This window comes from uncultured Chitinophaga sp. (assembly GCF_937898475.1).
Lineage (GTDB): Bacteria > Bacteroidota > Bacteroidia > Chitinophagales > Chitinophagaceae > Chitinophaga.
Genome location: NZ_CALEJS010000026.1, coordinates 76,675 through 90,282 on the forward strand (window position 1 = coordinate 76,675; position 13,608 = coordinate 90,282).

The following is a 13,608-nucleotide window of genomic DNA, read 5'->3' on the forward strand; positions in this document are numbered from 1 at the left end:
ACAGCTAAGTTTGTGGAGAGAATAACGATCATGCAGCGTACTATAAGACCACGAAAGATTTGCGATCTTTGTTTAACTTGAACATTATGTTTACAAACCGGTGGCGATATTTTTTCCCTGCAGTATATGGGCTTTGCGTGTACATCAGTATTCGCCTGGTAACAGATGTCATCATAGGCAGCCGGTTTTGGTTGCGCCCATGGAAATTAAATGCTATAGAGATCGTTGGTTCGGTAGTGGTAGGCTATATCACGGTAGCAGCCATGCACTGGATGTTGAAACGGAACCTGCAGCGTTATCAACCACCGATGCGTATGGGCAAGGTCATGAAGGAGTTTGCAGACGTAACGCTTTGTACGGAGCTCATTTGTACAGCCACCGTTATCCCCCTGACAACTTTTACTGACGATGGCCTGCAGTGGTTTGATGTTGTCAATATTTACATGATACCGGCACTGTATAGCCTGTTATATTATGCACTTATCCGGGGTAATGCTTTTCTTAGAAAAAGCTATGAACAGCAGCTGCAGATAGAGAAGATCAGCAATGACCAGCTGCAGACAGAACTGCGATTCCTAAAAGCTCAGTATCATCCGCATTTCCTGTTCAACGCACTTAATACGGTATACTTTCAGATGGATGAAGATGTGAACAGGGCCAAGCAGACTATAGAAGAATTGTCAGAGCTGTTGCGTTACCAGCTATATGATCAGCAGCAAACGGTAAGCATAAAGCAGGAGCTGCAATACCTGCAGTCCTTTATCAACCTGCAACGCATCCGTATGAATGATCATCTTTCGCTCAGCGTCCATTTTGATGAAGCGTTGAACGGTCAGCAGCTATACCCGCTACTCCTGCTGCCGCTGGTGGAAAATGCCTTTAAATATGCAGGCGGCGAGTACTGGATCCGTATTGCAGCCACCTTGGATGAGGGTAAACTCCGCTTCCATGTCAGCAATGCCAGGCCCGTTATTACCTCCCAGAGAAAGGCAGGAGGCATTGGCCTTGAGAACCTGAAAAGAAGATTAGCTTTGCTGTATCCCGGCAGGCATAAGTTGCATATTACTGATGAGGAACACAGCTTTACTGCCGAACTTTCTATTCAGATCTGATCAAATGGTAATACTATGAAGATTAAGTGCGTCATAACCGATGATGAACCTGTGGCCCGTAAAGGCATGAAAGGCTATGTGGAGAAAGTTGATTTCCTGGAGCTGGTAGGCGTCTGTGAAGATGCAGTAGCATTGAATAACCTGCTCCGCGAGAAGGAAGTCCATCTCCTGTTCCTGGATATTGAAATGCCTTATATCAACGGACTGGAATTGTTGCAGAGCCTTCCTCATCCGCCAAAGGTGATCTTTACCACCGCATATGAGCAATATGCGCTGAAAGGCTTTGAGCTGGAGGCAGTGGATTACCTGCTGAAGCCCATCTCTTTTGAGCGTTTCCTGAAGGCAGTGAACAGGGCTTACGAGTTTTTCAAAACAACACCGCAACCTGTGGCAGATTACCTTTTTGTTAAAACGAACGACAAACTGGTAAAGGTGAACTGGAAAGATATTGTCTATATAGAATCGCTGGAGAACTATGTAAGTATCTATACCGCCCAAACCCGTTATATTGCTCACATTACGCTCAAGTCAGTGATCGAAAGCATCACCGATCCCGGCTTCATTCAAACGCATAAATCCTTTGTAGTAAATGCAGCCAAAATAACCGGTATTGAAGGAAACGTGATAGAGCTGGGCAAAGTTCAGGTACCCATTTCGAGGAGTATGAAAGAAACGGTAATGGAAAAGATTGTGAATAACAGACTGCTGAAACGGTAGTTAACCTTTTTCAGCCACAATTATGATCCGTTCTTTTTCCAGCATCATGCCCATAATGCTCATGGTTTCCTCTTTTTCTTCTGCCGTCTCAAGAATGTGGAAGCCGGCTTTTTCCAGCTGAACAATGGCGGCAGGTGCATTGTACAACCTGAACCCGTATTGTGTGAAAGGGAGCTGCTCCATAAACGTCCGGCTTCGAATGCCAATGCTTAAATGGCCGCCTGCTTTAAGTACCCGGTGTATTTCCCGCAATTGTACCTGGGGATCCTCCCAGAAGTAAAGGGTATTCACCGTAAACACTTTGTCAAAGAACTGGTCTGCATAAGGCAGCTCAAGTCCGTTAACCCGGGTAAAGTGTGCGATGCCTTCAGCCGCCAGCGCTTTGTTCATTTCCTGTGCGATCTGTACCATGGTGTCAGAAATATCTGCACCGTAATACCGGAGGCCGGCCGCGCGGGACAGTACATAGGGCACATAGCCGCCATTGCCAAAGCCTATTTCCAGTATCGTATCCTGGTCACGGCAGCCCAGCAGGTCAATAGTGCGTTGTATCATGGCCCCGTTATTTACATGCATGTTGCCGGCTACTTTCAGGCCATCTTCGCCTTCCGGATGGCTTAACTGGCTGGCAATGTCCCGGGCATCCAAATGGTGCGTATTATTGTCGCTCATAGTACCCTGTTTTTTTCAAAAAGGGCCGGGCAATAGCGCCCGGCCCATTGACGTGATAATTATTTTGTTGCTATTTTTTGCGGTACGGTATAAATCAGCTCTGCCACACCGGCGGTTTTTGCACCGATCCGCGCGTAGAGATAACCTTTCGCTATGAGAGATGGTGGAACACTTACGCTAAGTGTAATGGGCGCCGTAATATCCGTTATCTCCGATGCAGGTTTAGAAACAGCCGCCACGCTGTTTACCTGGTCTACAATAGTGGTTGTTCCCACGTAAAGTGTAACAGCATCCAGCGGCAGGCTGTTATTCACCTGCTGGAGGGTAAAGGTGGCAGTAAGTGTAGTGCCATTCTGTGTCAGGGATGCGCCGTTGATCATGAAATAAGGTGTTACCGGCACATCTATTTCCGTAGTACCGTTGACGTTAACGTCGATGGTGTCGCTGTTATTTACCCAGGGACCATTCCCTCTTAGCAGTACCAGTTTGTATTTGCCATCATAAACAGATGCAGAAAAAGTACCTTCCTGTGCCAGGTATATGGGTATCTTGGTGCTCAGCTCAAATCCCGGCTGCCATAATTCCAGCTGTACGCCATTAGAACGCAGGCCAATAGGCCGTTTATCGTAACTTACCTGTCCTTTTAGCACAGAGGAAGGCGCCTGGTAGTTATCTTTTTTGCATCCTGCAAAGCCGGCTGCGGCTATTGCCAGGAAGATTATAAAATGTTGCATAGTCATGGATTAATGGAATGGATTTTTCACAATTTTAGGATTATTATTGATAACTCCCTGGTCAATGGAAGAATAATAATTTCCCAGCTGAAAAAAGCGGGGCGCCCTGAACCGGGGTGCTACCATCTTTACAAATACATATTTGCCGTTGCGGGCGGCATTTCCGGGCCGCACTACCCGGTAGGGATATAGTGCATATACCATTGCAGTAGGGCTGCTGAAATTACCATCCCAAACTTTATCGGCCAGTCTCCATCGTTTCAGGTCCCAAAGCCGGTGGTCCTCAAATGCCAGTTCGGCGCGGCGCTCGTTTTGTATACGGGCCATGTTCAGGGTGCTCAGGCTGTTGGGAGGAAAACCCGCCCGTTCACGCACGGCATTTACATAGCCCAGGGCTTCGCCTGTTTGGCCAAGTTCAAGGGCCGCTTCCGCTGCGTTCAGGTATACTTCTCCCAACCGGAACCATATCCACCAGATATCGCTCTGTATACCACGTGTACTGGTACGGGCGCCGGCGTCAATATATTTGCGCAGGTAAAAACCGGTATTGGATACTTCCTGGATAGAACGGTGGGGGCCCGAGCTGCCGGTCAGTTGCCTGCCATCTGTATAAGTCGTGTTCAGGTCACTGCCTTCCACTATATCATAGGCATTTTTATCGGGGTTCCAGGCCATTACGCCGGCTTGTATGCCCACAGGCAGTCCCTTAAAGGTAGTGCCGGGGTATATAACAGTGCCATATAAACGTGCATCTTTGTTGGCAAAGATGTCCTCCGGGTTGTTGTAGTAAATAAAGTCAGTGTTATCTTCCGTACGGGTTTTAAGTGTGCCTGCCGTGCCATCCAGGTATTCATAGCTTTCCACCAGGTTCAGTGAGGGTGTTACGGAAGAAGAGCCGAGGTTATCCTCGCGGATGCCCCGCACGATATTATCATAAGAGAACCAGTGGCGCTTTTGCGGACTTAGAAAATCTTTCACAAAAATAGCTTCCCTGTTCCCCGACTTTTTAGTAATTGCCTCATAGAAGTTTTCGCCAACATTCGGGTTCACCTTATACAGGGAATATTGCCCGCTGCTGATGATCTCTTTAGAGGTCTCCAGCGATTCGGTATAGTATTCATTGGCCCTGCCTGCCGGGATACCTACTTCGCCACCGGGCGTATTGATAGGCGCCGGCATTAAGTTATTATACCTGGCAATGGAGCCGGCGTATAACATGGCCCGGCTTTTCAACGCCAGTGCCGTGTATTTGTTGGCCCTTGTTACGTTGCCGGCATTGCCGAGGTCTTCTTTGATGGCATCTACTTCACCTGCAATAAAATCATACACTTCCTCTTCTTTAGCCCTGGGTACCTGCAGGCTGCTGGCATCGCCGCTGTAGTCATAGATCAGTTGTTTGGTTACCAGCGGAACGCCGCCCATCCTTTTCACGAGCTCAAAATAGTTGTAGGCGCGTAAGAAACGCAGCTCTGCGGAGAATTGTTTTTTCTGGGTTTCCGTTAGTTTTACTGCGTAGGTGTTAATGTTTTCCAATGCCAGGTTAATATCGCGGATCAGCGTATAGTTCCATAAACGCCAGCTGTCATAACCGTAGGAGGGTATATTGTTGCGCCAGTCCTCATTGGATTGTCCGGACCACATAGCATCGTCAATATTGGCCATATCCCTCCACTGGGCCGTTCTTCCGTCGGCGCCTGTGTTGTTGATGTCCTGCAGCCCCGATTGTACCGGTAGCCTGTCATAGAAATTGGCCAGCAGCGCCACTATCTGTTTGGGGTCATTCCATACCTGGTCTTCCAGCAGGATGTTCTTGGGCTGCCTTTCCAGCCAGTCTTTTTTGCAGGTCGGCAGCAGGTAAAGGCAGATGCCCAGTATAATACCTATATATCTCTTTTGCATAATGTTCTACATTAAAGGGAAAGATTAAAACCGAAATTATACAGCCGTTGTTGCGGATATACCAGCCCGTTAGTAGAGCTGATCTCCGGATCTATTTCATACTTCTTCACATTGTCCAGTGAGAACAGGTTGGTACCGTTCGCATAGATCCTGAGCCCGTTGATGCCCCAGCGTTTCAGCCATGCTTTGGGGAAATTATAGCCCAGCTCCAGGTTCTTTAAACGGATATAGCGCACATTGGTGATCCAGAAATCATTGGTCTGGTAGTTAACATGGGTGGTATTGTCTTTCCTGATAGCAGGGTAGGTGCCGGCTATCCAGCGGCTGTTGGGGTCATAGGGATCTTCCCTGTGCCAGCGGTCAGTGAACATATAGGCTGGCGAGGAACCGTTGTTCTGGAAAGGATACCTGAGTTCCCAGTCCCGCAGGTACGATTGCATCGAAGCGCCCGCAAAATCAAACCGCAGGGTAAAATTATTCCAGCCAACACTTCCGTTGATACCAAAGCTCATATAAGGTTGTGCCCCCTGCGCATAGCCGATAGGCCGCTGATCAAGTGCGTTAATGATCTTGTCGCCATTCACATCTTCATATTTGAAATCTCCCGGGAGCTCGGTCCTGTTGCCTTGTCCGTCATTGTTGATCTCGTAATGATCAATCTCCTCCTGCGATTCAAAGCGTCCGATTACATGGTATCCCCAGGTGATGTTGGCCCAGCGGTCTTCTGCGGAGTTCCGGTACTTATCCCACGAATTGCCGAAGCGTGGTTTGTAGGTACTGCGTATTTTCAGCCTGGCAACAGTGGCATTCACACCGATGGAATAGTTGATCTTGCCGGCTTCGCCACTATAGGTGACCATGCCTTCTATGCCCCTGGTAGCGTCTGAATTCAGGTTGTCATTGGGCAGGGTGTAGCCTACTTCGCTCGGTAACAGTACGTCATAACGTGCGGCGGGTAAACCGGTGCGTTTGCGCTGGAATACATCGAACTGTCCGGATAACTTCCCATCCAGCACCGTAAAGTCAATGCCCAGGTTAATAGAACGGTTCTTTACCCAGGACAACTGTGTAATGGGCAGGCCCCTGGGACGGATGCCAATGGTATAGGCGCCATCCAGCACTGCACCGCCTTGGTTAAAATTGTACCCGGGAAGGTAGCTGAAAGGCTGCGGGGGATCGCCGTTGGTAAACCCGATCTCGCTGCCGGTCTCTCCATAGGAAGCCCTTATCTTCAGGTCATTCACCCAGGCGCCCAGCCGGTTTTTAAGGAAAGGCTCTTCCGTAATGCGCCAGCCCAGCGAAACACCCGGAAAGAAGCCCCAGCGCCGTCCTTTGGCATAGAGGTAAGATCCGTCATAACGGCCCAGCAGCTCCAGCAGGTATTTCTGCCGGTAGTTGTAGTTCAACCTGCCGATGTAGCCCGCCCTTGCTTCTGTGGCCCATTCGTCCGATAGATAATCCTGTTCAGAAAGGTATTGCGTTGAGACGTAGTTGTTAGTAGGGATGGTATGTACTACATAATAAGCGTTCTCGTAGTCTGAACGCTCGTAAGCAGCAACGGCCGACAAGCCATGGGGGCCAAACTGCTTGTTGTAGTTCAGCTGGAACTGTGCATAACGGGATACTACATTCCGCTTATGTCTTTCCCGCCAGGGGTTCTGGTTGCCAAAGCCCGGTTGTGTGTTATAGGAATCGGTAGCTGCATCGTATTTGTAAGCATCCCAGGTATATTCAAATCCGTCAAATTCTTCGTTCAGGTAGTTGTAGGAATAGATGCCTTTGGCCGTTAAACCGAATGCAAAATCATATTGTGCATTCAGGTTTACATTGATGCCTCGCCACCATTCATCTACCCAGCCGGTAATATCGTCGCGGTAGGTGGCGGGGTTCACATTCACGTTATGCGTCTGGTTGATATAATCGGGGTTATCATTCGCATATGGACTTTCTGTAGGCCACATACTAAAGATACTCAGGAAAGGGTTGAAGTAATCATCTAACCCCGGCACACCTACATTATGGGTTTTCTCCAGGCGTGCGCTGATCTGCGTACCTACTTTCAGCCCTTTGGCCAGGCTGCTTTCCAGGTTGGCCTGCAGGTTGGTACGTTCAAAATTGTAATCACGCACAATGGCATCCTGGCTGACCCGGCTTACTGACAGGTAGTAGTTTGAACGTTCTGAGCCGCCGGAGGCATTGGCGCTCAGATAATACTGCGGTACATTGGGGCGCAGCACTTCGTTGTAGTAATCATAGCTTTTATATCCCTTTTCTGTGCCGGCCTCCCATTTGGCCAGTTCTTCGCGGGAATACAGCAGGGAGGGATCCCTGCCCAGGTTCTGTTCTGACTCTACCAGGGCGCGTACATACTGTCCTGCATTGGCAGGGCGTGGATAACGGGTGAAGTTTTGAAAGCCGTAATAACCGGAAACGTTGATACTGGGTCTTTCACCGCGTCGCCCTTTTTTGGTGGTCACCAGAACTACCCCGTTAGAGGCACGCAAACCATAGATGGAAGCAGAGGCGTCTTTCAGTACTGTTACGCTTTCAATATCCTCTATGCCCAGGCTGTTGAAAATATCCTGCCCGGAGCCCTGTGTAAAACCGAAAGCAGTAGTATTTACGCTGCCGGTGTAAGGCACACCGTCTATTACAAACAGGGGAGTACCCAGATTCCTGATCTGGATATTGGTACCTCTGCCAGGTCTGGAGTCTGGAGACCGTGCGGTAATGCCGGGCATTTTACCCACCAGTGCGGCAGAAACCGTGGTGGCAGGCGTTCGTACCAGGTCTTCCGATTTTACTGCACTCACAGCACCTGTAACAGACGCTTTTTTCTGCGTACCGTAGCCCACTACTACAATATCAGTGAGGCTGCTGGCCAGTTGTTCCAGCCTTATCCGCAAACTGGCATTGCCGCTCAGCGTTATCTCCCGGCTTTGATAGCCAACGCTGGTAATAACGATGGTGCTGCCTTCAGGCGCCTGCAGTGAAAAACTGCCGTCCTGCGCAGTAATAGCGCCTTTCTGGGTATTCTTAATGACCACAGATGCCCCGGGGATGGGCATGTTTGCTGAATCGCTGACAGTACCACGGAAGGTCTTTGGAGCGCCCTGTTGTGAAAATACAGGGTGACACAGGCAACTGCATACGGCTGATAAAATGCAAAGCACGAGCCGCTTCCTGTGCAGGAAGTGTAATAGTAATTTCATAACGTCGTTTTTGGTTGTACAATTGGAAATAAAATACCTGCCGGATGATCAGGTCATCCGGATAATGTACGTTTGTACCGGCTATCAACGGTAAACCGGAAAATGACTAAGTGAACAAGGATTTTGTTTGCTTTGTCTTCATACGGGAATGTTTGATGTTGGTTAATAAATATGGTAATAGTGGCCTTGCTGGATACTACATATTAGCGCTGCTATAGACGCCGGATCCATGAACTATAAAAGTAAAAAAAATAAATGTCAATCTAACACTTTAATGGAAAATAAACCGGATATCCCAAATCTGCTTTTTTTATGGTAATTTTATTTTATGCTTAACCTGAGATTCAATTACCCCTCCGTAAGATCGGAAGCCGACATTTTTGAGCAATATATAAGAGGCCTGCCAGCACATGAAAAATATGGAATGCTGTCTCCCGCTTCCTTCTGGCCTGAAAAACCCTTCGTACAATTGCTGGGCCAGTGGCTGCAACTGCCAGCCGATACCCTGCGCTATCAGTCCGAAGTGATCAGTACCTGCAGCGGCAACAGCGCCCTGCACTGCATACTCACCTGGTTCCGGAATACCGAACAAACCGCCGCTGTAGAGGAATTCACCTATACATCTTTCAAGGCAAGCGCCGCAGAACTGGGTTACGATATACACACTATTGCCTGTGATGAGCAGGGCATGGTGCCCGAGGCACTGGAAGAATATCTCCGCTCACATAATACCAGGCTTGTTTACCTGCAGCCTACCATACATAATCCTACCTGCAGCGTTATGTCACTGCAGCGCAGAAGGGATATCGCTACCGTAGTAAGGAAGTTCAGGGATGTTTATATTATAGAGGACGATGCCTATCGTTTTCTGCATCCCCTGCCACCGCCCACTTTTCTGCAGCTGATGCCAGACAAGACGTTGTACGTTTGCAGTTTCTCCAAGAATTTTAATCCCTTTGTAAGGGCTGCCTATCTTGTCTATCCACAGGGGCTGCTAAAAGGAGTGGATAATGTGATCCGTTACACCACCAGCGGTAGTTCTGCATTGTTCAGGAACTTTTCCGCCTACCTGATGAAAGACGATCTGCTGCAGGGAGTAATAGCTGAGAAACGCGCGATCGCCGTTCAGTTACATGAGAAAGTAACGCAGATCTTCCAGGGTTTGGATTACCGTACCTTTCCCGGCAGTTATCATACCTGGCTGAAACTGCCTGATTCGCTGGAGGCTTCCGTATTTATCAGCGAAATGCGCACCTGGAATATTGACCTCATGAGTAGTGAAGACTTCTCTACCACCAACCGCCAGGATTATGTACGTATTGCCCTCGGCGCCGTATGGGATGCGCCGGAATTACTTCCTGCCCTGAAAACCGTAGCCAATGCGCTGCGGAAATACAACGAACACTAAAGACTGGTCACTCACTGATCTTATACTGTGCCATCAGGCGTAGTAACACGCCGTTTGTCCATCCGAAGCCATCCTGGGTGGGGTACTCACCTCCGCCCGCTGTCAGGCTGAGGTCTGTTACGTTGTACTTTTCCATCAGCTTGCCCGTGTGGTGGTACACCTGCACATTCAGCCGTACCCATCTTTCCGCAATCTTTTTTGCCAGCGTTCTGGCCCCATAGTTATCCAGTCCGGCTATAGTTACCCATTGCAGCGGCGCCCATCCATTCGGGTAATCCCACTGCTCTCCGGTATTCTTTAAAGTGGTAACCACGCCACCTGCCTTCAGGAACCGGGTATTGATCACCTGTTGTACAGGCGCCAGCCTGCTTTTGGCAGCTACATGCAGGAAAAAAGGGTACATACCCGCCAGCGTAAGCGATGCGGAAGGTTGATGGGTGAGCAGGTCGTAATCCACATACCATCCTGCCTTGGCTGACCAGCAGTAGCGCTCAATGGCGTGTTTTCTTCTGGCGGCCAGCTGCGTATACTGCCGGGCCTTCTCCTCATGGCCTGCCAGCTGCAGCGCTTTGGCAATGGTTTTTTCAAGGTGATAGAGCAGGCAATTCAGGTCTACCGGCACCTGTGCTGTAACGCGTATGGTATGCAGGCTTCTTCCATCCCTGAACCAGCGGCTGCTGAAATCCCAGCCGCTTTCTGCAGCGGAACGCAGTTCACGGAAGATTCCTTTTGCTGGTGCGGGTAATTTGCCGGCTACCGCCATATCTTCTTTATATGCCTCCTGCCGGGGAATATCATCCTGGTCATAGTACCGGTTCAATATGCTGCCATCCGGCATTTTTACTACGTGATTTGTGCCCGCAGAGCGATCCATGTAATAGTCGTACTCCTTTTCAAGTTCCGGGAGGTAGTTTACATAAATGCTATCACCTTTGTGCTTTGCCAGCATATCCAGCATCAGCGAAAAAAATGGTGGCTGTGAACGGCTCAGGAAATAAGTGCGATTACCGTTCGGGATATGCCCGTAATGCGACAGGAGGAAGGCAAAGTTTCTCACCATGTTCTCTATGATCAGTATACGGCCACTCTCTTCCAGTCCTAACATGGTAAAATAACTATCCCAGTAATAGACCTCCCTGAAGCGGCCTCCCGGTACTATATAAGGGTAGGGAAGGGGCAGCAATGAGCTGTAGGGCCTTTCCATATTAGGATCCCTGAGCAGTACGTTCCAGAGATGCTGTATATGGGCTACAACAGACTTTTCCTGCCCGTTGATGGTGGCAGCGCGGATGCCAGAATCAGGCAGCAGGAAGCTGGCTTTTATGAAATCGGCCAGCTTAAACGCAGGCTGCTGCTGCGCGACTGCATAGCGGAGCATAATACTGTCCGGGCTCGTTACAGGTATGCAGTCTACAAACGTTTTATTGTCAGGGAAAATCCCCGATAGCTGCACTGCTTTAAAAAGCGAACCGTAAAGCTGATCGGGCGTTTCAATTGTCTGCGCCCTGAGCACAGGCGCACAGATCCATAACGTAAGGAAAAGTAGAAGCGCTTTTCGCATGATTGTAAGCGTTAGTCACCGAATTTAAGTGAATTAAAGCTAGTATTTTGAAACTGTGTTGCATATTATATTTATTATTAAATTTGCAACGATGTTACAAAACTATCCAATACGCAAGTCCTTCCCTTTCTATAAACAATCCGATACGATGGATTGCGGACCTGCCTGCCTGAAGATGATCGCCGCATATCATGGCCGCGTATATCCCTTGCAGTTCCTCCGTAATGCCTGTAAGATATCTCCCCAGGGCGTCACCTTTGCGGCCCTGATAGCGACTGCAGAGCAGTTGGGTTTTAAAACGCTTTCTGCAGAGCTGCCCTTCAGGGTACTGGCAAAAAAGGCCCCCTTACCCTGTATACTTCACTGGGATAAACAGCATTTTGTTGTGCTCTACCGGCTGACAGAAAAGAAAGCCTGGATCGCAGACCCGGCATCAGGCAGGAGAAGCCGATACAGCATACCGGAATTTATGGCGGCCTGGCAGCTGGAAACGGGCTTTGGCCGTGCACTCTTCCTCGAACCGCTCCCGGCTTTTTTTGAAGCGCCGCCGGTGGCAGAGCAGACCATTGCGCTACGTTCCCTGCTGCCCTACCTTAAAACACATCGTAAAAGATTGTTGCCGCTGGCCGCCACCCTGCTGCTGGTCAGCCTTTTTTCATTGCTCACACCTTTGCTTACGCAAGCCATAGTTGATAAGGGTATCCGGCAACAGCAGATCCCCTTGCTGCTACTGATCTGCACCGCGCAGCTGATGTTGTTCCTGGGACGCATGGTCATGGATTTTATACGCGCCCGCCTGCTGCTGAAAATGGGCACCCGTATAAGCATCGGCATGCTGAAAGATTTTTTGCATAAACTGATGCGCCTGCACTTTTCATTTTTTGATAACCGCCAGGCAGGCGATAATATGCAGCGTGTTACAGATAACCAGCGCATAGAGGATTTTCTTACCTCCTCCCTTGTTTCATTTGTGATGGCAGTGGTGACCCTGCTGGTGCTTGGAGGAGTACTGCTCTATTATAACTGGCAGATCTTCCTGTTGTTTACAGTATTAGCCGCCGCCGGGATTATATGGGCTGGTGCATTTGCAGAAAAACGCAGCCGCCTTGATCAGAAAAGGTTCCGCACCCTGGCCGCTAACCAGGATACCTTGATGGAGATTTTTTCCGCCATCCAGGAGATAAAACTTACCGGCAGCGAAAGCACCCGGGCAGCCCGCTGGGAGCAGCTGCAGGAACAATCTTTCAGCATAAAATTTGAAAGCCTTAAACTGGACCAGTTCATCCAGGGCGTGGCCATGTTCATCAATGAAACGAGGAACGTGCTGATCACCTGCCTTTCTGCAATACTCGTGGTGAAGGGACATCTCAGCTTCGGAGCGATGCTGGCCATCACTTACATCTGCGGACAACTTAACGCGCCGGTCACGCAGCTCACGGAGTTTATCCGCGTTGCACAGCATACCCGTTTCAGCCTGCGCCGTATGGCCGAAGTGCAAAATGAACCGGATGAGGATCCCTCAAATGCGCCCGCTATTTCTCCCGCTATGGTGAAAGGAATGGACATACGTATAAAGCACGTCTCCTTCCAGTACGGGCACAAACATGCTCCCTTTGTGCTCAGGAATATCAGTTTGCACATCCCCGCGGGAAAGGTAACAGCCATCGTAGGCATGAGCGGCAGCGGCAAAACTACCCTGCTGAAACTCCTGCTGAAATTTTATCAACCGGTACAGGGAGAGATACTTGTAGGAGATACCCCCCTGCAACGGCTTCCGGCAAAAGCATGGCGCCGTTACTGCGGTGCCGTGATGCAGGACGGATATGTGTTCCGTGATACCATTGCCAATAACATCTGTACCGGTACTCAGCGCGATGAGGCCCGCTTGCAGGAAGCCTGTAAAATGGCCAATATACATGATTTCTTTGCTGCCATGCCCTTTGGTTATGAAACCTATATCGGGAAAGACGGTTATGGCCTCAGTGAAGGCCAGACTCAGCGCCTGCTCATTGCCCGCCTGATCTACCGTAATCCTTCACTGGTGCTGCTGGACGAGGCCACCAACTCGCTGGATGCGCATAATGAACGGGATATCATTAATAACCTGCAGGATTTCTTTGCCGGTAAAACAGTGGTGGTGGTCGCCCATCGCCTTAGTACCGTTAAACATGCCGACCAGATACTGGTCATGGATAAAGGCGCCATCGTAGAAAGTGGAACCCATGATGCACTTACCGCTGGCAAAGGTGCATATTATCAACTCATAAAAAACCAGCTGGAGCTGGGAAAATGA

The 13,608-nt window shown here is 49.4% G+C and carries 9 protein-coding genes; 4 read left to right on the forward strand and 5 right to left on the reverse strand.

The window, feature by feature from the left end; translation table 11 throughout:
• Window positions 1-86 precede the first annotated feature (86 nt).
• Together Q0577_RS17600 and Q0577_RS17605 are read left to right on the forward strand one after the other, a co-directional pair.
• Window positions 87-1,112, forward strand: a complete 1,026-nt coding sequence (locus Q0577_RS17600; RefSeq protein WP_298738474.1) for a sensor histidine kinase — start codon at window positions 87-89, stop codon at window positions 1,110-1,112.
• A gap of 15 nt (window positions 1,113-1,127) precedes the next feature.
• Window positions 1,128-1,829: a LytTR family DNA-binding domain-containing protein gene (locus Q0577_RS17605; RefSeq protein WP_298738476.1), complete on the forward strand. Its 702-nt coding sequence runs from the start codon at window positions 1,128-1,130 to the stop codon at window positions 1,827-1,829.
• On the opposite strand, the gene Q0577_RS17610 is transcribed toward Q0577_RS17605, so the two are convergent.
• Genes Q0577_RS17610 through Q0577_RS17625 form a run of 4 tightly spaced genes read right to left on the reverse strand, consistent with a single transcriptional unit; the run spans window position 1,830 to window position 8,346 of the window.
• Window positions 1,830-2,501: a class I SAM-dependent methyltransferase gene (locus tag Q0577_RS17610; protein ID WP_298738479.1), complete on the reverse strand. Its 672-nt coding sequence runs from the start codon at window positions 2,499-2,501 to the stop codon at window positions 1,830-1,832.
• Window positions 2,502-2,560: 59 nt separating this feature from the next.
• Complete coding sequence (locus tag Q0577_RS17615; protein ID WP_298738482.1) at window positions 2,561-3,235, reverse strand: DUF3823 domain-containing protein; 675 nt, start codon at window positions 3,233-3,235, stop codon at window positions 2,561-2,563.
• A gap of 9 nt (window positions 3,236-3,244) precedes the next feature.
• The gene (locus Q0577_RS17620) at window positions 3,245-5,134 is read right to left on the reverse strand and encodes a RagB/SusD family nutrient uptake outer membrane protein (RefSeq protein ID WP_298738484.1); all 1,890 of its coding nucleotides are present in this window, start codon (window positions 5,132-5,134) and stop codon (window positions 3,245-3,247) included.
• 11 nt (window positions 5,135-5,145) lie between these two features.
• A complete protein-coding gene (locus Q0577_RS17625; protein ID WP_298738486.1) occupies window positions 5,146-8,346 on the reverse strand; it encodes a TonB-dependent receptor in 3,201 nt (1,066 codons plus the stop codon).
• A 328-nt stretch (window positions 8,347-8,674) separates the two neighbouring features.
• Here Q0577_RS17625 and Q0577_RS17630 point away from each other — a divergent pair, with 328 nt between their 5' ends.
• The gene (locus tag Q0577_RS17630) at window positions 8,675-9,754 is read left to right on the forward strand and encodes a PLP-dependent aminotransferase family protein (protein ID WP_298738488.1); all 1,080 of its coding nucleotides are present in this window, start codon (window positions 8,675-8,677) and stop codon (window positions 9,752-9,754) included.
• Between the two features lie 7 nt (window positions 9,755-9,761).
• Here the strand turns inward: Q0577_RS17630 and treA are convergent, their stop codons facing one another.
• Window positions 9,762-11,315, reverse strand: a complete 1,554-nt coding sequence (gene treA / locus Q0577_RS17635) for an alpha,alpha-trehalase TreA (RefSeq protein ID WP_298738491.1) — start codon at window positions 11,313-11,315, stop codon at window positions 9,762-9,764.
• A 91-nt stretch (window positions 11,316-11,406) separates the two neighbouring features.
• On the opposite strand from treA, the gene Q0577_RS17640 reads away from it, so the two are divergent.
• Window positions 11,407-13,608 (forward strand): peptidase domain-containing ABC transporter, encoded by a 2,202-nt coding sequence (locus Q0577_RS17640; protein WP_298738494.1) that lies wholly within the window; start codon window positions 11,407-11,409, stop codon window positions 13,606-13,608.